Origin of the sequence: Micromonospora sp. NBC_00421 (genome assembly GCF_036017915.1) — a bacterium.
Lineage (GTDB): Bacteria > Actinomycetota > Actinomycetes > Mycobacteriales > Micromonosporaceae > Micromonospora.
The window spans coordinates 5,635,434-5,655,573 of the sequence record NZ_CP107929.1 but is presented as its reverse complement, the minus strand read 5'-3'; the positions used below and the strand labels follow the sequence as shown (position 1 = coordinate 5,655,573).

The window sequence follows — 20,140 nt, the reverse complement described above, 5'->3', positions numbered from 1 at the left end:
AGGCCTACCTACCGTGGTGTCAGCCCGCCCGGAGCCACGGTGGCGGCGCCCCTCAAGGAGTGGCCATGCCCGGTCGATCTCTGCTCCGTACCGCCGCCGTCGCCCTCGCCGCCGCGCTCGCGGTCGGCGGCTGTACCTCCACCGGCACGAGTGCCGGGGACCCCACCACGGAGGCCGGGGCGACCGACGCCGCGCCGGGCCCGGTCGCCGCGACGACCCCGGCCGGCACCGGCTCGATCACCGACACCGACGCGACTGGCGGTGGCTCGACGGGCGGTGGGTCGACCGGCGGTGGGTCGACCGGGGGTGGGTCGACCGGGGGTGGCACCGGCAGCAGCGGCGGGGGCCGGTCCGGTACGAAGTCGAGCGGCCCGACCATCAGCTACTTCCGGGTCGCCGACAAGCCGTCCTGCCCGGCCGGGACCAATGTCAACCCGATCGCCGGCAGCCCGGCCCTGGTGGAGTGGAAGGCCGGCAACGTCGACTCGGTGGCCCTCTCGGTCGATGGTCCCGGCATCTACGGCGACGACTACCCGCCGGCCGGCAGTGAAACCTTCAACTTCCCCTGTTCCGGCCGGGAGGGTGAGGTCCAGAAGCACACCTACACGCTGACCGTGCGCAACGCCCACGGCACGCAGACGAAGACCATCGTGGTGACCGCCCCGGTGCACGACATCCCGAAGGTCTGACCCGGCGACCTGGTTCGGGTGGCTGCCCCGGCGTGCGGGACAATGAGGTACGTGACGACGATCCCGAACGTGCTCGCCCACCGGTACGCCTCACCCGAGTTGGTCGCCCTCTGGTCCCCGGAGGAGAAGGTGCGGATGGAGCGGCGGCTCTGGCTCGCCGTGCTCCGCGCCCAGCGGGACCTCGGCGTGGCCGTGCCGGACGGGGTGGTCGAGGCGTACGAGCGGGTGGTCGACCAGGTCGACCTGGCCTCGATCGCCGAGCGGGAGCGGGTCACCCGGCACGACGTGAAGGCCCGGATCGAGGAGTTCAGCGCGCTCGCCGGGCACGAGCACGTGCACAAGGGGATGACCTCCCGCGACCTCACCGAGAACGTCGAGCAGCTCCAGGTGCGCGCCTCGCTGGAGCTGATCCGGGACCGGGTGGTCGCCGCGCTGGCCCGGCTGGCCTGGCTCGCCCACGAGCACTCCGGCCTGGTGCTGACCGGCCGGTCGCACAACGTCGCCGCGCAGGCCACCACGCTGGGCAAGCGCTTCGCCTCGGCGGCGGAAGAGCTGCTCATCGCGTACGAGCGGCTGGAAGACCTGATCAACTGGTACCCCCTGCGCGGGATCAAGGGGCCGGTGGGCACCGCCGCCGACCAGCTCGACCTCTTCGACGGCGACGCCGCGAAGGTGGCCGAGCTGGAGCGGCGGGTGGCCGGGCACCTGGGCTTCTCCCGGGTGCTGGACAGCGTCGGGCAGGTCTATCCGCGCTCGATCGACATGGCGGTGCTCGCAGCCCTGGCGCAGGTGGCCGCCGCGCCGTCGTCGCTGGCCACCACGATCCGGCTGATGGTCGGTCAGGAGTTGGCGACCGAGGGCTTCAAGCCGGGTCAGGTCGGCTCCAGCGCGATGCCGCACAAGATGAACACCCGCTCGTCGGAACGGGTGAACGGCTTCGCGGTGATCATCCGGGGCTACCTGTCGATGGTCGGCGAGCTGGCCGGTGACCAGTGGAACGAGGGGGACGTCTCCTGCTCGGTGGTCCGCCGGGTGGCCCTGCCGGACGCCTTCTTCGCCGCCGACGGGCTGTTCCAGACCTTCCTCACCGTGCTCGACGAGTTTGGGGCCTACCCGGCGGTGATCAGCCGGGAGCTGGAGCGCTTCCTGCCCTTCCTCGCCACCACCAGGATCCTGGTCGCGTCGGTGCGCCGGGGCGTCGGCCGGGAGGTCGCCCACGAGGTGATCAAGGAGCACGCGGTCGCCGTGGCGTTGGCGATGCGGGAGAAGGGCGCCCCGGAGAACGACCTGTTCGACCGGCTTGCCGCCGACTCCCGCCTCGGCCTCACCCGCAGCGAGATCGACACCCTGGTCGCCGACCCCGCCACCTTCACCGGTGCCGCCCAGGCCCAGGTGGACGCGATCACCCGCCGCATCACCACCGTCGTCACCGCCCACCCCGAAGCCGCCACCTACTCCCCACCCCCCATCCTCTGACAGGAGTAGACCTACTTCCCCGAACGTCGCCCCCTATAGCAACCCCACCCCGCACCCCCCACCCCCCACCCCGCACCCCCCACCCCGCAGTCCCCACCCCGCAGTCCCCGGTGATCAAGAGCTTTACGTCACCAAAGGTGATCAACTTGACCCATACCTCTTGACACCCCACCTACCCGGCGGTTACTGGCGGTGATCAAGAGGTTTGGGCCATCTTTCGAGATCGATTTGACCTAAAGCTCTTGATCAGCGGGGGCGGGGCAGGGGCAGGGGCGGGGCGGAGCAGGGGCGGGGGTGGGTGGGGTGGGTCAGGGGTTGCGGGTGGGGGTGTCGGCGGCGGAGGAGAGGTCGGGGGCGCTCGCCGGTTCGGCGATGCCGCCGGGGGCCTCGGTGAAGCCGGGCTCGTGGGCGGTCTCCGCGGCGACCAGGGGCTGGTCGTGCGGCATGACGTCGGGGACCCTGGGCACCACGATCACCGCCGTGCCGTAGGCGCAGATCTCCATCCACATCTCGCCGCAGTCCCGGCTGTCGAAGCGCATACCCACCACGGCGTTCGCGCCGATGCGCAGGGCCTCCTCGCCGAGCCGGGCCACCGAGTCGGTACGCCAGCGGGTGAGGTTGTCCGGGGCCATCGGGTCGTACGCCCCGCCGCGCAGGTTCTTGACCCCCTCGCGGTACGGGTTCCTCGTCCGCGCCATCGACGACACCACTTCGCCGAGGATCTGGCGGATCTCGTAGCCGGGCAGTTGATCCGTCGTCACGACCAGCACGGTTCCGATGCTGTCAGTAGTCGTACGGCCTCGAAGCGTCCCGTGGGCACCTGGTCGGATGCTGCAAAACGAGGCGGCGCGGACGGGCGGCACTCGAACAGCCATCCGCGCCGTGCCCGGGTGGTAACAGTCAGGCGGGCGTCAGGCCGACATCCGTGCCGCTCTCGGGACGATCGGGCCGTCGGACCGGCGGCGCCGGGAGGCCGACCCGGGCATCGACATCTGGCGATCGGGGTGGTCGGCGTCCGGTTCGCGTGCAAGGTCGCGGTCGGCGTCGGCCACTGTGACAGAGGTGACTCGCGACGCGCTCGTCCCTGTTTGTCGGATACCGGTCCTAAATCTGGCGTTGAGCCACGTATTGCCTGCTCAGGTGGGGTGTGTCGAGGTGGCGCGGCGACGATCGGCAACAAATCCGCATCAGAGCGGCAACGAACGGATCTCGACCGGCCGTCGCGGCAGGCGGTAATGTCGATCACTGCCTGAACTGCGCCCGGCCGGTGCGTCCGGACCGGAATCTGCCAGGTACGCTGGCTGCGCTCGCCCGTAGTGGGCCGGCACCCAACTGCGTACACAGTCAGGAGTGCCCAGTGCCTCGCGTCGTCGTCGACGTCATGCTCAAGCCCGAGATCCTCGATCCTCAGGGCCAGGCCGTCGCAAACGCGCTGCCGCGGCTCGGCGTCGGTGACGTCGCCTCCGTCCGCATCGGCAGGCGGATCGAGATCGAGTTCACCGGCGAACCGGACCTGAACCGGGCCCGGGAGATCGCCGACAAGCTGCTCGCCAACCCCGTCATCGAGGACTTCACCGTCCGGGTCGAGGCCGACGAGACCGTGGACGCGCACTCGTGACCGCCCGCGTCGGAGTGGTGACCTTCCCCGGTTCGCTGGACGACGGGGATGCCGCCCGTGCCGTGCGGATCGCCGGTGCGGAGCCGGTCCGGCTCTGGCACGGCGACCCTGAGCTGCACGGGGTGGACGCCGTCGTCCTCCCGGGTGGATTCTCCTACGGCGACTACCTGCGCTGTGGTGCCATCGCCCGGTTCGCCCCGGTGATGGAGACCCTGGTCGACGCCGCCCGGGGTGGCCTGCCGGTGCTCGGCATCTGCAACGGCTTCCAGATCCTCTGCGAGGCACACCTGCTCCCCGGCGCGCTCACCCGCAACCAGCACCTGCACTTCCGCAACCGGGACCAGGTCCTCCGGGTCGAGTCGGCCGGCACCGCCTGGACGAACGCCTTCCAGCCCGGCCAGGAGATCCTCATCCCGGTCAAGAACGGCGAGGGCTGCTACGTCGCGGACACCGCCACCCTCGACGCGCTGGAGGCCGAGGGACGGGTCGTCGCCCGTTACGTCCGCGGCAACCCCAACGGATCGCAGCGGGACATCGCCGCGATCACCAACGCCGCCGGCAACGTGGTCGGCATCATGCCCCACCCGGAGCACGCGGTCGAGGCGCTCACCGGCCCCTCCCTGGACGGCCTCGGCTTCTTCACCTCAGTGCTCAAGCACCTGGTGGGGACGCCGGCGTGACCGTGCGCGACGGGAACATCGGTCGGCTCCACCGCCCCACCGGCGGGTACGAGCGCAGCGAGGAGAGGTCATGACCACCCACCAGGACCCGGCCGTACGGGCAGCCGCGGGCCCCGTCCCGGCGGAGCCGCGCGCGGTCGTCGCGCCGCCGGCCAACGCCGGCCGGCACACCGGTCCGGCACCGGCCACCGACTGGGCCGACGGCGTGGACACCGTGCAGCGGGCCGCGGGCACCGGCGACGAGCTCCAGCCGTACGCCGAGCTGGGCCTGCGCGACGACGAGTACGACCGGATCCGGCACATCCTCGGCCGCCGCCCCACCCAGGCCGAGCTGGCCATGTACTCGATCATGTGGAGCGAGCACTGCTCCTACAAGTCGAGCAAGGTGCACCTGCGCCAGTTCGGTGAGAAGGCCCCGCCGAGCGACCGGCTGCTCGCCGGCATCGGGGAGAACGCGGGCGTCGTCCGGGTCTCCGACACGCTGGCCGTCACCTTCAAGGTCGAGTCGCACAACCACCCGAGCTTCGTCGAGCCCTACCAGGGCGCGGCCACCGGCGTCGGCGGCATCGTCCGGGACATCCTGGCGATGGGTGCCCGCCCGGTCGCGGTGATGGACCCGCTGCGGTTCGGCGCGGCCGACCACCCGGACACCGCCCGGGTGCTGCCCGGCGTGGTCGCCGGCGTCGGCGGCTACGGCAACTGCCTCGGCCTGCCCAACATCGGCGGCGAGCTGGTCTTCGACCCCTGCTACCAGGGCAACCCGCTGCTCAACGCGCTCTGCCTCGGCGTGCTGCCGGTCGACCGGTTGCAGAAGAAGGACGCCGCCGGCCCCGGCAACGTCGTGGTGCTGCTCGGCGCGAAGACCGGCCGGGACGGCATCGGCGGCGTGTCGGTGCTGGCCAGCGCCACCTTCGACGAGGGCAGCGAGAAGCGCCGCCCGTCGGTGCAGGTCGGCGACCCGTTCATCGAGAAGCTGCTGATCGAGGCGTGCCTGGAGCTGTACGACGCCGAGCTGGTCGTCGGCATCCAGGACCTCGGCGGCGCGGGCCTGACCTGCGCGCTCACCGAGACCGCCGCGTCCGCCGGCACCGGGATGCGGGTCTGGCTGGAGCGGGTTCCGCTGCGCGAGCCGTCGATGGAGCCGCACGAGATCCTGGCCAGCGAGTCCCAGGAGCGGATGCTGCTGGTGGTGACCCCGGAGAAGCTGGAGGCGGTGCTCAAGACCGCCGAGAAGTGGGGGGTGCTGGCCACCGCGATCGGCGAGGTCACCGCGCCTTCGCCGGACGGCGGGCCGGGCCGGCTGCTTGTCACCTGGAACGACCACGTGGTGGTCGACGTGCCGCCGGGCTCGCTGGTCGACGACGGTCCGGTCTACGCCCGCCCGATGCGGGAGCCGGCCGACCTGATCCTGCTCCAGGCCGACCGGGCCGAGACGCTGCCCCGGCCGAGCGACCCGGAGGCGCTGCGGGAGACCCTGCTCCGCATGATCGCCTCGCCGAACCTGGCCGACAAGACCTGGGTCACCGAGCAGTACGACAGGTACGTGCTGGGCAACACCGTGCTGGCCCAGCCGGAGGACTCCGGCGTGATCCGGATCGACGAGCAGAGCGGCCTCGGGGTCGCCCTCTCCGTCGACGGCAACGGCCGGTACGCCCGCCTCGACCCCTACCAGGGGACGAAGTTGGCGCTCGCCGAGGCGTACCGGAACGTGGCGGTGACCGGCGCGAAGCCGATCGCCGTGACCAACTGCCTGAACTTCGGCTCGCCGGAGGACCCGGGCGTGATGTGGCAGTTCGCCGAGGCCGTCCGTGGCCTGGCGGACGGCTGTCTGGAGCTGGGCATCCCGGTTACCGGCGGCAACGTCAGCTTCTACAACCAGACCGGTGCCGCCGCGATCCACCCGACCCCGGTGGTCGGCGTGCTGGGTGTGCTGGACAACGTGGCCGACCGGGTGCCGATGGGCTTCGTCCCACGGGCCAACGGCGACCACGACCAGGTCTACCTGCTGGGCGACACGCACGTGGAGCTTTCCGGTTCCGAGTGGGCCTGGGTGACGCACGAGCACCTCGGTGGCATGCCGCCGCAGGTCGACCTGGGCCGGGAGCGTCAGCTCGCCGAACTGATGGCCGAGGCGGCCCGGGTGGGCCACCTCAGCTCCGCGCACGACCTGTCCGACGGTGGCCTGGCCCAGAGCCTGGTGGAGTCCAGCCTGCGCCGGGGCGTCGGGGTCCGGATCGGTGTGCCGGAGCGGTTCGCCGACGGTTCGCTGCCGTTCGTCTTCCTGTTCAGCGAGTCGGCTGGCCGGGTGCTGGTGACCGTCCCGCGCGGGCACGACAAGGCGTTCACCGCGCTCTGCGCCGAGCGTGGCGTGCCGTGGGAGCTGATCGGCGTCACCGACCCGGCCGGTGGCCTCCTTGAGGTGCACGGCCAGTTCCGGATCGGGCTGGACGAGCTGCGGGCCGCCCACACCGCGACCCTGCCCCGGCTCTTCGGCGGGCCGGAGGCGGCCCAGGCGCAGGTCGAGGCGGTCCGGACCGGCACCACCACGATCGCGCCGGCCACCGTCGCGCAGCCGGTGGGCGTACCGGAGCGGGAGCAGCCGGCCGACGCGGACGACCCGGCCGGCGAGGTGGTGGCCGCTCCGGCGACCGCCGCACCGGTCGCGGACGAAGCCCCGACGGGCACCGGCCCGACGACCGCGCACACCGCAGCGGCCGGCGCACCGGTCTCGGCCGACGCCCCTGCCGGCACCGCACCGGTCTCGGCCGACGCTCCCGCCGGTACCGCGCCGGCATCGCAGGCCCCGGCGGTCGGCGGGTCGGCACCGGACGCCCCGGGGGGCACCACCCCGGCGTCGGGCGTCCCCTCCGGAGGAGGCACGCCCGGGGCGGGCACCCCGGACGCCGCGTCGACGGCCGGCGGGCGCGGTGTGCCGGCGGTCGGGTCGACCTCGGAGACCGGTGCGGACGATGCTCCGGCGGCCGGGACCGGTGACGGGCAGCGCCCGACGCCCGACCAGCGCTGAGGCGGTGCCCTCGGCCGTCCACGCCCAGCCCGGATCGGGTGCCCGGTTCGACTGGGGGCCGACCGGGGCGGCGGAACTCGGCCGGGTCTGTGCGGTCCTGGTGGTGGTGGACGTGCTTTCGTTCACCACCGCCGTGGAGGTGGCGGTCGCCCGGGGGATGCGGGTCCACCCGTTCCCCTGGGGAGAACAGGCAGCCGACTACGCGGTGCGGGTCGGCGCGGTGGCCGCGGTGGGTCGTCGGCAGACGAGCGCGGAGCACCCGTGGTCGCTCTCCCCGGCGGCCCTGAGCAGCGCGCCGGTCGTCGCCGACCTGGTGCTGCCGTCGCCGAACGGCTCCGCGATCAGCGCCGCGGCCAGTGCCACCGGTCGGCCGGTGGTCGCGGCCTGCCTGCGCAACGCCCGCGCCGTCGGACGATGGCTGCGCCACCACGGGTACGGCTCGACGGATGCCCCGGTGGGGGTGGTGGCCGCCGGTGAACGCTGGCCGGACGGCACGCTACGCCCCTCGGTGGAGGACCAGTTGGGTGCGGCAAGCGTGCTGGATGCGATCTCCGGGGTGCCCGGAGGGCTCTCGGTGGAGGCGGCGATGGCGCTCGCCGCGTTGGCCAGCACCCCCGACGTGCCGGCGGCGGTACGCGGGTGCGTCTCCGGCCGGGAGTTGATCGAGGGCGGTTTCGCCGGGGACGTCGAGGTCGCCGTCCAACTCGACGGGTCGGACGTGGTGCCGGTGCTCCGTCAGGGCGTCTTCTCGGCCGGCTGATCCGGTGCTGTGACACAGCGGGGCTGATCCGGTGACACGGCAGGCCGCCCGGATTCACCGGGCGGCCCGCCGTCGTTGCTGTCGCCTGTGGGTCGGTCGTCCGACCAGTCTCAGTCGTCCAACCAGTCGAGACGGCGTCCGCCGTGCTCCGGGGGTGGCCCGTCCGGTCGGGCCTGGCCGGTGGGGGCCTGGCCGGTGGGGGCCTGACCGGGCTGGGCCTGATCGCCGTAGTAGCCGCCCTGCTGCTGGTCGTAGCCCTGCTGGTCGTAGCCGCCGCCGCGCTGTTGCGGCGGCTCCTGACGGTAGCCGCCCTGCGGTTGCTCGGCACCGTAACCACCGGGCTGCCCGTACCCGCCCTGCGGAGAGCCGTAGCCGGCCTGCTGGTCGTAACCCGCCTGCTGGTCGTAACCGCCGCGCTGGTCGTAACCGCCCTGGTGGGTACCGCCACGGTGGTCGTAACCGCCCTGCGGGGCACCGCCGCGCTGGTCGTAACCGCCCTGGTGGGCTCCGCCGCCCTGGTGGGCTCCGGTCGGCTGGTCGTAGCCGCCGTGCTGGCTGCCGTAACCCTGTGCCGGGCCTGCGTCGTAACCGGCCTGCTGACCGTAGCCACCGCCGGCATAACCGCCGGTCGGCTCCGCGCCCCGGCCGTAGCCGCCCTGCTCGGGCTGGCCGTAACCGGCCGCGCCACCGGGCTGGCCGTACGCGTCCGGCTCCGGCTGGTAGGTGCTGGTCGGGTACGGGTCGGCGGCCGGTGCGTACGAGGTGCTGTCGCCGGTGTAGCGGCCGGTGGGCTCGTCGTAGCGTTCGTTGCCGTAACCGCCGGGCTGCTCCTGCGCCGGGTAACCAGCACCGGCCGTCGCGCCGTAGTCCCGGCTGCCGTAACCGCCGCCGGAGGCTGGGGCGTTGCCGTAACCGCCGCCGGAGGCTGGGGCGTTGCCGTAACCGCCGCCGGAGGCTGGGGCGTTGCCGTAACCGCCGCCGGAGGCTGGGGCGTTGCCGTAACCGCCGGCCGCACCGGCAGCGCCCGCCGCACCGTAACCACCGCCGGAGGAGGGTGCGGCACCGTAACCGCCCGGCTGGCCGTATCCGCCCTGGCCGGGGGGTTCCTCGCCGTAACCGCCGGCGCCGGCCCAGGTGTCCTGCGGTGCGCCGTAGGGCTGCGGCGGAGCGGCGTACGGGTCCGGCGGGACGTCGTCGACGACCGGCCGGTGCATCATCGTCGGTGCGTCGCTGAGCGCGGAGCTGCCGACCATCGTCGGGTCGGGTCCGGCACCGACCCGGTTGACCACCCGGGTCTGGTCGTCGGTGCCGCGCGGCCCCCGGGGGCCGGGAACGCCACCCGCTGCGGCGGTGCCCGGTGCCTCCCCGTCGTCGGCGTCGGCGTTCTTGCGCCGGATCCAGAGCAGCACGATGGTGCCGACGCCGGCCGCCACCAACAGGCCGCCGAGCAGGATGATCAGGAAGGAGCCGAACCCGCTGTCGTCGTCCTGGGACGCGGCCTGCTGCTGCCCGCCGGTCGGTTCGGTGGTCTCCTCGGTGGTCTCCTCGGTCGTCTCCTCCGTCGGCGTGGCCTCTGCCGTGACCGACGGGGTGGCGCTCGGGCTGACCTCGACCTTCAACGCCAGGCTGATCCGCTGGTTGCCCAGGCTCTGCCCGGCACCCGCGTTGATCGGCTTGGTGGCGACGACGCCGTCCTTGCTGGCCCCGAGCACCATCGATCCCGGCGCGATCGGGTTCGCGGTGGAGCCGGTGATCCGGAAGTTGCCGCTGCCGTCGCTCGTGGTGTTGAACTGCTTGCCGCTCGAATCCTCCAGCCCCACCACCGCGTTGGGTACCGGGTCGCCGTTGGCCGCCACGACCACCTTGCCGGAGACCGACTTGACCGTCGGCTTGTCCTGGGGCGCTGTGGTCTGCGGCGCGGCCTTGGCGACCAGGGTCACGGTGGTGTTGGCCGAGTTCTCGGCGCCGTTGGCGTCGACGGCCTTCACGGTGATCGTGGCGGAGCCGTTCGACGCGTCGTCGGCGAGGGCGAAGCTGGCGCTGGAGCCGCCGCTCTGGTCGACCTTGCTGCGACTGCAACCGTCCACGCAGCGCAGTTTGCCGTTGCTGGAGGTGACCGAGACGTCGACAGGGGAGCCGTCACCCACCGTGAGCGAGTAGCTGACCCGCGTAGTCTTTCCGGCTTCGACGGAGCTCGGGGACGCCGAGACGTTGTTGACGCCCGGAGCGGCGAAGGCGGGTGTGGCGGGGACCGTGAGCAGGGCGCCGGCCACCAGCGCTACGACCACACCGGCCCGCTGCGTCCAGGCACGTCGGTGTGTTGACACGTCCACCGCCTTCCGGTCTGACTTCCCCGGCGGGGGCCGGGGATCATCACGGTACGAATACGCCGTCGGCAACTATGCCTTGTCTGACCGGATCGGCGCGACCCAGGGGCCAGCGTGGCACCCGGCAGACTCAGGTCGTATCGTCCCGTCGTGTCCTCTCCGCACATTAAGTCCGCCGTGGTAGTAGCGGCGCTGACGGCACTCGATGAGGGGCGTACGCCCGAACGGCCGGTGTACCGGGAGGCGGTCCGTACCCTTCTGACCGTCCTCGCGGAGCGTGCCCCCGGCCGATCGGTGGAGGTGCGGGTCCCACCTTACGGCGCAGTTCAGTGCGTTCCGGGGCCCCGACACACCCGGGGCACCCCGCCGAACGTGGTGGAGATGGCGCCGGCCACCTGGTTGGCGCTGGCCACCGGGCGGTTGTCGTGGGCGCGGGCGATCACGGACGGTCGCGTACAGGTGAGCGGAAATCGTGCGGACCTCTCCGACCACCTGCCGCTCTAGCTGCACCGTTCCTCTCGGCGGGGTGACTGATCGGAGGCGAATCATGACTTTCTGTATCCACTCGTATTCGCGTACACTGTCAGGCGACGACAGTGGTCCAGGGCCGAAAGGCGCGGGGCAGCCCCCGGCTCCGCCAGGCCAGTCCAGACCAGCATGAGGGAGCGGCAGTGCCCCGAGGCGATGGCCGGCTGAGCCACGACCTTGACCCCCAGCGACCCGGCCCCCAGGACGCCTGTGGCGTCTTCGGTGTCTGGGCCCCGGGTGAAGAGGTCGCCAATCTCACCTATTTCGGTCTCTACGCGCTCCAGCACCGTGGTCAGGAGGCCGCCGGCATCGCGGTGAGCGACGGGTCCGGCGTGGTGGTCTACAAGGACCTGGGTCTGGTGGCCCAGGTGTTCGACGAGCCGACGCTGAAGAGCCTGCGGGGCCACCTGGCGATCGGGCACGCGCGCTACTCCACCACCGGCGGTTCGACCTGGGAAAATGCCCAGCCGACCATCCGGTCGACCACCTCCGGCACCACCATCGCCCTGGCGCACAACGGCAACCTGGTCAACACCGCCGAGTTGCAGAAGGAGGTCGCCGAGCGCGGCCTGCTCGACGACGGGGCCACCAACGACACCTCGCTTGTGACAATGCTGCTGGCCAGCCGCCCCGACCTGTCGGTGGAGGCCGCCGCGCTGGAGGTGCTGCCGCAGTTGCGGGGGGCGTTCAGCTTCGTCTTCATGGACGAGTCGACCCTCTACGCCGCCCGGGACCCGCACGGCGTCCGGCCGCTGGTGCTCGGCCGCCTGGAGCGCGGCTGGGTGGTGGCCAGCGAGACCGCCGCGTTGGACATCGTCGGCGCGAGCGTGGTGCGGGAGGTCGAGCCGGGCGAGCTGATCGCGATCGACGAGGCGGGCCTGCGCTCCAACCGGTTCGCCGCGCCGGAGCCGAAGGGCTGCCTCTTCGAGTACGTCTACATCGCCCGGCCGGACGCCACCATCGCCGGCCGTAACGTGCACGCCGCCCGGGTGCAGATCGGGCGGCAACTCGCCAAGGAGCACCCGGTCGAGGCCGACCTGGTGATCCCGGTGCCCGAGTCGGGCACCCCGGCCGCCATCGGTTACGCCGAGGCGTCCGGCATCACCTACGGCGCCGGCCTGATGAAGAACCCGTACGTCGGGCGTACCTTCATCCAGCCGTCGCAGACCCTTCGTCAGCTCGGCGTACGGCTCAAGCTGAACCCGCTGCGGGAGAACGTGCGGGGCAAGCGGTTGGTCGTGGTCGACGACTCGATCGTGCGCGGCAACACCCAGCGGGCGATCGTGCGGATGCTCCGCGAGGCGGGGGCGCTGGAGGTCCACGTCCGGATCTCCTCCCCGCCGGTCAACTGGCCGTGCTTCTACGGCATCGACTTCGCCACCCGGGCCGAACTCCTGGCCAACGGGCTGGACAACGAGGGCATCCGGCGGTCGATCGGTGCCGACACCCTCGGTTACGTCTCGCTCCCCGGTCTCATCGCCGCGACCGAGCAGCCCAAGAACCGACTCTGCCGGGCCTGCTTCGACGGGGAGTACCCGATCGACCTGCCGGCGGGAAACCTGATCGGCAAGCACGTGCTCGAAGGGGTGGGCCGGCGGGTCGCCGACACCCCGGACGCTCCGGAGCACCACACACCGCTCGTCGCCACTCCGGGCGGCGCGACCGCCCACCGCCCGTAGTACACCGGGGTCGTCCGGCCACCGTCGGCACGGCACCGAGAACCACAAAGGGGAGAACCGTGACCTACGTGTCCGAGCGCAGCGGCGCAGGAAGCAGCCCGAACGGCGCCGGTGGCGACCGTCAGCCCTGGACGGCGGGCACCGGCCGCACCACCCGCAAACGCTCGGTCTCGTACGCCGACGCCGGGGTGTCGATCGAGGCGGGCGACCGGGCGGTCGAGCTGCTCAAGTCGAAGGTCAAGGAGACCCGGCGGCCGGAGGTCATGGGCGACCTGGGCGGTTTCGCCGGCCTGTTCCGGTTGGACACCAAGAAGTACAAGAACCCGATCCTGGCCTCCTCCACCGACGGGGTGGGCACCAAGCTGGTCATCGCCCAGCAGCTCGACATCCACGACACGATCGGCATCGACCTGGTCGCGATGGTCGTCGACGACCTGGTGGCCTGTGGCGCCGAGCCGCTGTTCCTGCTCGACTACATCGCCACCGGTGAAGTCGTGCCGGACCGGGTCGCCGAGATCGGGGCCGGCATCGCCGACGGCTGCCGGTACGCCGGTTGCGCGTTGCTCGGCGGCGAGACCGCCGAACACCCGGGCGTGCTGCGCCCCGACGAGTACGACGTCTCCGCCACCGGCGTCGGCGTGGTCGAGGAGAGCGAGATCCTCAGCCCGGACCGGGTCGAGGTGGGCGACGTGGTGATCGCGATGCGCTCGTCCGGTCTGCACTCCAACGGTTACTCGCTGGTGCGGCACGTGCTGCTGGGTGCCGGTCGGATGCGGTTGGACGTGGTGATCGACGACTTCGGCCGGCAGCGCACCCTGGGCGAGGAGTTGCTCACCCCGACCAAGATCTACGCGCAGGACTGCCTGAAGCTGATCACCGAGGCGGAGGTGCGCTCGATCGCCCACGTCACCGGCGGCGGCATCCCCGGCAACCTGGTCCGGGTGCTGCCCGAGCATGTCGACGCGGTGGTCGACCGGGCCACCTGGAAGCCGCAGCCGATCTTCGACCTGATCCAGTCCAAGGGCCGGATCGACGACCCGGAGATGGAGTCGACGTTCAACATGGGCGTCGGCATGTTCGCCATCGTCTCCGCCGAGGACGCCGACCGCGCGCTGGCCACCCTCGCGGGCCGGGGTGTGGACGCCTGGCTGGCCGGCGAGATCATCGAGGGCACCGGCAACGTCCAGATGATCGGCCAGCACACCCGGGGCTGATCGTCTCGGCTCGTCCGGCCGCGCACCTGGTCGGGGGTTAACCCGAGCGGCCGTCGCCGCCTAGCCTGAAGGACACTTCGGGCACGGGGGAGGAGGGTCGATGGCTGCTCGGGCACTGTCCCTGCCGGGTATGCGGGGCATCGCGGCGATTCCGTCGTACGTGGTGATGCAGCCGACGACATTGTGCAACCTCGACTGCGCGTACTGCTATCTGCCGCACCGGGCGGCCGACCGGCGGATGCCGGTGGCGGTGGCCGAGGCGGTCGCCGCCGCGGTGGCCCCCTGGGCGGCGCAGGGCCGGTTCTCGGTGGTCTGGCACGGCGGGGAGCCGCTGGCCGCCGGCAGGGAACACCTGGCGGCGTTGATCGCGCCGTTCCCCGCCGGGGTGGAGCACCACGTGCAGACCAACGCCACGTTGGTCGATGACGCCTGGTGCGCGTTCTTCGTCGAGCACGGGGTGCGGGTGAGTGTGAGCGTGGACGGCCCGCGCGCCCGCAACGACGACCGGGTGACCCGGGCCGGCCGGCCGGCGTACGACCGGATCGTCCGGGGGATCGCGGCGTTGCGCCGGCACGGCCTGCCGTTCTCGGCGCTGGCGGTGGTGAGCCGGCCGACCCCGGGCCTCGCCACCGAGCTGTACGACTACTTCCTGGAACTGGGCTGTGACGTGCTGGGCCTCAACATCGAGGAGACCGAGGGGGTCAACACCCGGAGCAACGCGCACGACGCGGCGACGGTGACCGCGTTCTGGGCCGAACTGGTGACGGCCTGGCGGCGGACGCCCAGGGTGCACCTGCGCGAGGTGGAGTGGTCGCTGCGGTACGCGGCGGCGGTGCTGGCCGGCGCGGAGGGCGACCTGCTGCCCCGGCAGCTCGACCCGATCCCGACGATCGGGTACGACGGCTCGGTCACCGTGCTCTCCCCGGAGCTGGCCGGCTTCACCGACGCCCGGTACGGCGACTTCAGCAGCGGGAACGTGCTGGCCACCCCGCTGGCCGAGATCCTGACCGGTGCGCCGGGCACCGACTGGGTGGGTGAGTTCCTCAGCGGGGTCGAGGCGTGCCGGTCGTCCTGCGCGTACTTCGGCTTCTGCGGTGGCGGCCATGCGGCCAACCGCTACTTCGAGCAGGGACGGTTCGACGGTACGGAGACCGAACACTGTCGCAACAGCAAGATCCGCCTACTGGAGGGAGTGTTGGAGCATGCCCGAGACCACGAGTCCCCGGCCGCCTGAGCGCGTCGGGACCGGCACGGATCAGGTCGCCGACCGGGTGCGGGATGCCGCCGGGGAGCTTTCCGCCCTGCTCCACGAGGCCGAGGCCGCGCGTCGGTCCCGGGCGGAGGTGCCGGGCGGGGAGGGGGCCGGCGCGGTCTGCGCCTGGAACCACTTCGAGAACATCCCGACCTTCTACAACTGGAACAACCGACCACGCTGAGCTGGCTCGGGGTGGCCGAGAGCTGTTGCGGGACGTCGAGGCGAGTCGTGCCCGTCGAGATCAGGGACCGCGTCGACCGTCGGAGGGTGTGTGCTCCGGGCCGGCGAGGTCCCTGATCGTCGATGGTCGCGCCGCTCTGGTCGGGCACATGAGTGAGCACGCGGAGAGTTGCCGCGTGCTCGATGTGACCGGAGGTCAGCGGGTCGGAGGGGCCCAGGGGTCCGGGTCGTCGTCCGCGTGATCCTCGTCGTCGTCGTCGACATACTCTTTGTAGTCGTCGTCGAAGTGCTGCTCAGACTTCCCACCGGCACTCGCCAGTTCGCGCTGCAAGGCGGTGAGGTCGGTGTTCGGGGAGTGGTACTTCAACTCCCGCGCCACCTTTGTCTGCTTGGCCTTAGCACGGCCGCGCCCCATGGCTCGACCCCCTCGCACAGAATGCGGGGCAGCCCGAAGGCGGGCCCCGATGACGTCAGGCATCTCTCGTGGCTCTTACGGTACATGGGGATGCCACCGTTCGGCACCTCGGGTTACCGTCTGCCGGCCCTGCGCGTCGCAGTCACCCGGCCGTCACCGATCGTACCCGGTAAGGGGTAGGCGCCGGAGCTGCCCGTGACAGCGGTCAAACGGGGGGAGAAGCCGCATAGCGACAGGCTTTACCGGCTGCGGACGGTCACCCGCACGGGAGCCGCCGATCGAGGTGAGGTGTCCCGGATGCGGCCACCGTCACACCCGGGACGGGCCCCGTCACCGCAGGTGGATGGCGCGCAGTCGGCCCACGTCGGCCATCCGGCGCTCGGCCAGCCGGTCCGCGGCCGCCGCCGGGGGCACCCCCTCGTCCTCGGCGAGCCGGAGGATCTGCCGGGTGGTGTCGTAGATCCGGGTGGCCCGCAGCTTGGCCCGCTCGAAGTTGAAGCCGTCGATCTCGTCCGCGACCTGGATCACGCCCCCGGCGTTCACCACGTAGTCGGGGGCGTACAGGATGCCCCGGTCGGCGAGCAGCTTCTCGATGCCCGGGTGGGCGAGCTGGTTGTTTGCCGCGCCGGCGACCACCCTGGCCCGCAGCGCCGGCACCGTGTCGTCGTCGAGCGCACCGCCCAGGGCGCACGGGGCGTACACGTCGATGTCGGCGGCGACCAGCGCGGAGGTGTCGGCGACCAGCCCGACCCGGGGGTGGTTGGCCCGCGCCCACTCCAGCGCCCTCGGGTCGACGTCGGTCGCCACCACCTCGGCCCCGTCGTCGACCAGGTGACCGGTCAGGTGCCTGCCGACCTTGCCCAGCCCGGCCACCCCGACCCGACGTCCGCGCAACGTCGGTGAGCCCCAGACGTGCTCGGCGGCGGCCCGCATGCCCTGGAAGACGCCCCAGGCGGTGAGGACCGAGGAGTCACCCGCGCCGCCGTGCTCGACGCTGCGACCGGTGACGAAGCGGGTCTCCCGGGCGATCACGTCCATGTCGGCCACGTAGGTGCCGACGTCGCAGGCGGTGTAGTAGCGCCCGGCCAGGGACTGCACGAACCGGCCGTACGCGCGCAGCAGCGCCTCGCTCTTGACCTGGTCCGGATCCCCCCAGATGACCGCCTTGCCGCCGCCGTGGTCCAGCCCGGCCAGGGCGTTCTTGTACGCCATGCCCCGGGACAGGTCCAGCACGTCCGCCAGCGCCGCCTCCTCGCTGGCGTACGGATAGCACCGCGTGCCGCCGAGCGCGGGGCCAAGCGCGGTCGAGTAGATGCCGATGATCGCCTTGAGGCCGCTCTGCCTGTCCTGACAGAAGACGACCTGTTCGTGACCGGCGGATCCCGGATCGTCGGTGCTGGCGAATACGCCCATGACTTGCTCCTGTGTCGGTGTGCGCCCTCGTGGGGCGCGGACCTGGTCGGCTGCCGGCGGGGATGCTGCCGGCCCTGGTGAGCCTAATATCGGTCGGAACCCGTGCCGTCGTCCACATCACGACCACCGCGCCTGTCGGGCCGCTGTGCCGATGGGTCGCCGCCGGTCGATCGCCGTGCCGGTCCCGGCCCGGGTCCGGCAGGGCACGACGGCGGCGGCACCGGTGCGGGGTTTCGTGGGAGGATCGCGCGGTGCCGTCGCTCTTCGCTTCTTACCTGCGCGTGTACGAGCCGCTGACCGCCTTCGACCGGGACCGTCAGTCGTACTGGCGGCGCTATGTGCGGGAGGGGCGGGCGGTGGCCCCGCTGGAGGGGCCGGGCCGGCAACGCACCTCGGTCATCGCGGCGCTCGGCGCGGGCTGGACCCGGCTGCCCGATCTGCCCGACGAGGCGTACGTGCTGGAGATCGACGACGCGCTGCTGGTCTGCCCCTGGAACCTGCGGATCCGGGTCGCCGAGGCGGCACTGAGCGCCCGGGAAGGGGTGCCGTCGGTGATCGCCGACGCGTTCGTCCCGCCGGTCCTGGCCGGGCAGGCCAAGGCGGTGGTGGAGGACTGGCGCAGTGGCGCCCGGGTGCTGGAGCACGGGGTGCCCCGACTGCACGAGCAGATCGCCACCTGGGGCGTACCGCTGCGGTGGTTCGTGCTCTTCGAGGCGGGTGAGCGGGACCTGGTCACCCGGCCGGGGCGGCGGGCGCTGCGCTACCGGACGGAGATCTCCAAGGCCCGTCGGCGGGCCTCCCGGGCGCTCTCGGTGCTGAAGAAGTCGATAGGTGAGGCGCCGATCACCGAGGCGGTCGAGGAGGCCGCCCGGTGGTTGGAGGAGTTCCACCCGCGTTCGGTTGTCGAGCTGGACTACGGCGGTCTGGTGCAGCTGCTCTCCGACGAGACGCTGGCGGCGGACGACTCGCCGGAGCTGGTGGCGACGGGGCTGGCCGGGCTCTCCCGAAGTGAGGCGGAAGAGGCGTCGGCGGCGTACGACCGGCTGGTGGCCCGGTGGCGGGCGATCCAGCTGCTCGAACGGTGCAATTAGCCACGAAACGCCCAGCGACACTGTCAACTGTGAGTCACCCTCGTAGTTGACGCATCACGAACCGTGATCATGAGTCCGAATAAGGTAGTTTCTGCCGTGTAAAAGTCAGATAAATCGGGCATGGTTCATCCGTCCGTCTAGGGACCTTCGGCCGTTCGGCCCATGTCGGACATCGGGGACTAGCCGGACCATGGGAGACGCGTCGGCCGGCGGGACCCCGGCCGATGTCTATCCATGTGGAGGAGTGACCGATGGCATCGCGAACGCATGAACCAGAGCCGCTACTCACGCCGGCCGAGGTGGCGTCGATGTTCCGTGTCGACCCGAAGACGGTGACCCGGTGGGCCAAGGCGGGGAAGCTCAGCGCGATCCGAACCCTGGGCGGACACCGTCGGTACCGTGAGTCGGAGGTGCGGGCGTTGCTACAGGGACAGATTCCCCAACAGCGCCAGGGGGACTGACCCGGTCAGAACATTTCGGCCACAGGGGCGGGCGGACGTCGCGGCAAGCGGCGCTCCACCGCCCCTGTGCCATGTCCGCACCCGACGCCCGGCCCGGCCGACCCGACGCCCGGTCACTGCCCGACGGTGACCCGGATGCCGATCGTGCCCGCCTCGCCCCGGCGCAGCCGGCTGCCGAGCAGGGTCAGCCGGCCCAGCAGCCGGTACTTCCGGCGGAGCAGGTGGCGCACCCGGCTGCTCTCCGCCGGCCCGCAGAGCACCGCGTGACCCGGCACCGCCTCGCCCAGCGGACGGCCGCGCACGTCACACGGGGCGACGGTCACCGCGCCGTCCCGCCTGATCCGCTTGACCTTCCCCGAGTCGGTGACCGTCCAGACCGCCAGGGCGTCGCCGTCGCGGACCGCCCAGACCGGGGTGGACACCGCACGACCGTCCTTGCGGAACGTCGTCAGCAGGACGTACTTCTCCGCCGCCAGGCGGTCCAGGTCGGTCACGCCGCCCACGATACGACGACCGGGCCCCGATAGCGTGCAGTCGTGACCGGAGAACCTCGGCTGGGCGACGTGTTCGGAGAACTGCTGCGTGACGCGTACGCGGTGCACACCGGGATCGGGCCCCGGCCGCTGGTCGGCGGGCGGCTGCCCCGGCCGGTCATCGAGATCATCGAACGGGACGACGGGCTGGTCAACGGGGCGCCCGCCGCGCACTACCTGGACGGTCCCGAGCACTGGCAGCCGTACGACCACCGGGCCGTGGACCGGGCCCGGGGCGCCACCCTGGACGTCGGCGTCGGGGGCGGCCGGATCGCGCTGGTGCTCCAGGAACACGGCGTACCGGTCACCGGGCTGGACACCTCACCGGGGGCGCTGCGCGTCAGCCGGCACCGGGGGGTGCGCGACCTCGTCCTCGGCACCGTCGACGAGCACGTGGCCGACGGCCGGCGCTACGACACGTTCCTGCTGCTCGGCAACAACCTGGGGCTGTTCGAGGGGCGGGAGCGGGCACCGGGGTTCCTCGCCGCGCTGGCCGCCCTGGCCCGGCCCGGTGCGCAGGTCATCGCGCACGGCACCGACCCGTACGGCACCACGGACCCGGTGCACACCGGCTACCACGAGCGGAACCGCCGGCGCGGTCGGCTCGGTGGGCAACTGCGGTTGCGGCTGCGCTACCGCGAGCTCGGCACCGAGTGGTTCGACTACCTGGTCTGCTCGCCCGAGGAGTTGGCCGAGCTGGTCCGGGGCACCCCGTGGCGGTTGACCGACGTGGACGACCGCGACGCTCCGTACTATCTGGCCACCCTGCGGCTGGCCGGGCGGTGAGCGGGCCCGA

The 20,140-nt window shown here is 72.1% G+C and carries 18 protein-coding genes and 1 pseudogene; 14 read left to right on the top strand and 5 right to left on the bottom strand.

The window, feature by feature from the left end; genetic code table 11:
• Positions 1-65 precede the first annotated feature (65 nt).
• Positions 66-689 (top strand): hypothetical protein, encoded by a 624-nt coding sequence (locus OHQ87_RS24100; RefSeq protein WP_328341399.1) that lies wholly within the window; start codon positions 66-68, stop codon positions 687-689.
• A gap of 51 nt (positions 690-740) precedes the next feature.
• Entirely contained in the window at positions 741-2,165 is a 1,425-nt protein-coding gene (purB, locus tag OHQ87_RS24095; protein WP_328341397.1) for an adenylosuccinate lyase, read from the top strand.
• Between the two features lie 308 nt (positions 2,166-2,473).
• On the opposite strand, the gene OHQ87_RS24090 is transcribed toward purB, so the two are convergent.
• Positions 2,474-3,040, bottom strand: a complete 567-nt coding sequence (locus OHQ87_RS24090) for a YbjQ family protein (RefSeq protein WP_328341395.1) — start codon at positions 3,038-3,040, stop codon at positions 2,474-2,476.
• Between the two features lie 482 nt (positions 3,041-3,522).
• Here OHQ87_RS24090 and purS point away from each other — a divergent pair, with 482 nt between their 5' ends.
• From purS to OHQ87_RS24070, 4 genes and pseudogenes are all read left to right on the top strand, one after another.
• Positions 3,523-3,783, top strand: a complete 261-nt coding sequence (purS, locus tag OHQ87_RS24085) for a phosphoribosylformylglycinamidine synthase subunit PurS (protein WP_328341393.1) — start codon at positions 3,523-3,525, stop codon at positions 3,781-3,783.
• Positions 3,780-4,463 carry a phosphoribosylformylglycinamidine synthase subunit PurQ gene (gene purQ, locus OHQ87_RS24080; protein WP_328341391.1) on the top strand — a complete coding sequence of 228 codons (684 nt, stop codon included), beginning with the start codon at positions 3,780-3,782 and terminating at the stop codon, positions 4,461-4,463. The genes purS and purQ overlap by 4 nt, the downstream gene beginning before the upstream one ends.
• Before the next feature lie 70 nt (positions 4,464-4,533).
• Positions 4,534-7,212: pseudogene (gene purL / locus OHQ87_RS24075) on the top strand (phosphoribosylformylglycinamidine synthase subunit PurL); the annotation flags it as partial.
• A gap of 280 nt (positions 7,213-7,492) precedes the next feature.
• A complete protein-coding gene (locus OHQ87_RS24070) occupies positions 7,493-8,248 on the top strand; it encodes a 2-phosphosulfolactate phosphatase (RefSeq protein WP_328341389.1) in 756 nt (251 codons plus the stop codon).
• Positions 8,249-8,358: 110 nt separating this feature from the next.
• Here the strand turns inward: OHQ87_RS24070 and OHQ87_RS24065 are convergent, their stop codons facing one another.
• Positions 8,359-10,575 carry a carboxypeptidase-like regulatory domain-containing protein gene (locus OHQ87_RS24065; protein ID WP_328341387.1) on the bottom strand — a complete coding sequence of 739 codons (2,217 nt, stop codon included), beginning with the start codon at positions 10,573-10,575 and terminating at the stop codon, positions 8,359-8,361.
• A gap of 150 nt (positions 10,576-10,725) precedes the next feature.
• On the opposite strand from OHQ87_RS24065, the gene OHQ87_RS24060 reads away from it, so the two are divergent.
• The 5 genes from OHQ87_RS24060 (at position 10,726) to amcA (ending at position 15,432) form a co-directional block, all read left to right on the top strand.
• Positions 10,726-11,079: a sterol carrier family protein gene (locus OHQ87_RS24060; protein WP_328341385.1), complete on the top strand. Its 354-nt coding sequence runs from the start codon at positions 10,726-10,728 to the stop codon at positions 11,077-11,079.
• 167 nt (positions 11,080-11,246) lie between these two features.
• Positions 11,247-12,782, top strand: coding sequence for an amidophosphoribosyltransferase (gene purF / locus OHQ87_RS24055; RefSeq protein WP_328341383.1), 1,536 nt, complete (start codon positions 11,247-11,249; stop codon positions 12,780-12,782).
• Positions 12,783-12,841: 59 nt separating this feature from the next.
• On the top strand, positions 12,842-13,996 hold the full coding sequence (gene purM / locus OHQ87_RS24050) for a phosphoribosylformylglycinamidine cyclo-ligase (RefSeq protein ID WP_328341381.1): 1,155 nt from the start codon (positions 12,842-12,844) through the stop codon (positions 13,994-13,996).
• Between the two features lie 130 nt (positions 13,997-14,126).
• Entirely contained in the window at positions 14,127-15,230 is a 1,104-nt protein-coding gene (gene amcB / locus OHQ87_RS24045; RefSeq protein ID WP_328348976.1) for a cyclophane-forming radical SAM peptide maturase AmcB, read from the top strand.
• Entirely contained in the window at positions 15,199-15,432 is a 234-nt protein-coding gene (gene amcA / locus OHQ87_RS24040) for a multiple cyclophane-containing RiPP AmcA (protein WP_328341379.1), read from the top strand. The genes amcB and amcA overlap by 32 nt, the downstream gene beginning before the upstream one ends.
• A 195-nt stretch (positions 15,433-15,627) precedes the next feature.
• On the opposite strand, the gene OHQ87_RS24035 is transcribed toward amcA, so the two are convergent.
• A complete protein-coding gene (locus tag OHQ87_RS24035; RefSeq protein ID WP_091252097.1) occupies positions 15,628-15,846 on the bottom strand; it encodes a DUF3073 domain-containing protein in 219 nt (72 codons plus the stop codon).
• Positions 15,847-16,176: 330 nt separating this feature from the next.
• Positions 16,177-17,259, bottom strand: coding sequence for a Glu/Leu/Phe/Val family dehydrogenase (locus tag OHQ87_RS24030; protein WP_328341374.1), 1,083 nt, complete (start codon positions 17,257-17,259; stop codon positions 16,177-16,179).
• Positions 17,260-17,510: 251 nt separating this feature from the next.
• Between OHQ87_RS24030 and OHQ87_RS24025 the strand changes: the two genes are divergently transcribed.
• Positions 17,511-18,350, top strand: coding sequence for a hypothetical protein (locus OHQ87_RS24025; RefSeq protein WP_328341372.1), 840 nt, complete (start codon positions 17,511-17,513; stop codon positions 18,348-18,350).
• Positions 18,351-18,601: 251 nt separating this feature from the next.
• Positions 18,602-18,811 carry a BldC family transcriptional regulator gene (locus tag OHQ87_RS24020; protein WP_007073996.1) on the top strand — a complete coding sequence of 70 codons (210 nt, stop codon included), beginning with the start codon at positions 18,602-18,604 and terminating at the stop codon, positions 18,809-18,811.
• 113 nt (positions 18,812-18,924) lie between these two features.
• Here OHQ87_RS24020 and OHQ87_RS24015 read toward each other — a convergent pair whose 3' ends face one another.
• Positions 18,925-19,305 (bottom strand): PPOX class F420-dependent oxidoreductase, encoded by a 381-nt coding sequence (locus OHQ87_RS24015; RefSeq protein ID WP_328341369.1) that lies wholly within the window; start codon positions 19,303-19,305, stop codon positions 18,925-18,927.
• A 42-nt stretch (positions 19,306-19,347) separates the two neighbouring features.
• Here OHQ87_RS24015 and OHQ87_RS24010 point away from each other — a divergent pair, with 42 nt between their 5' ends.
• A complete protein-coding gene (locus OHQ87_RS24010; protein ID WP_328341367.1) occupies positions 19,348-20,130 on the top strand; it encodes a class I SAM-dependent methyltransferase in 783 nt (260 codons plus the stop codon).
• Positions 20,131-20,140: the final 10 nt, after the last annotated feature.

Coding starts and splice junctions, on each gene's coding strand:
- OHQ87_RS24100 (WP_328341399.1), top strand. CDS start 66: ATGCCCGGTCGATCTCTGCTCCGTACCGCCGCCGTCGCCCTCGCCGCC.
- OHQ87_RS24090 (WP_328341395.1), bottom strand. CDS start 3,040: ATGGCTGTTCGAGTGCCGCCCGTCCGCGCCGCCTCGTTTTGCAGCATC.
- amcB (WP_328348976.1), top strand. CDS start 14,127: ATGCGGGGCATCGCGGCGATTCCGTCGTACGTGGTGATGCAGCCGACG.
- amcA (WP_328341379.1), top strand. CDS start 15,199: ATGCCCGAGACCACGAGTCCCCGGCCGCCTGAGCGCGTCGGGACCGGC.
- OHQ87_RS24035 (WP_091252097.1), bottom strand. CDS start 15,846: ATGGGGCGCGGCCGTGCTAAGGCCAAGCAGACAAAGGTGGCGCGGGAG.
- OHQ87_RS24030 (WP_328341374.1), bottom strand. CDS start 17,259: ATGGGCGTATTCGCCAGCACCGACGATCCGGGATCCGCCGGTCACGAA.
- OHQ87_RS24020 (WP_007073996.1), top strand. CDS start 18,602: ATGGCATCGCGAACGCATGAACCAGAGCCGCTACTCACGCCGGCCGAG.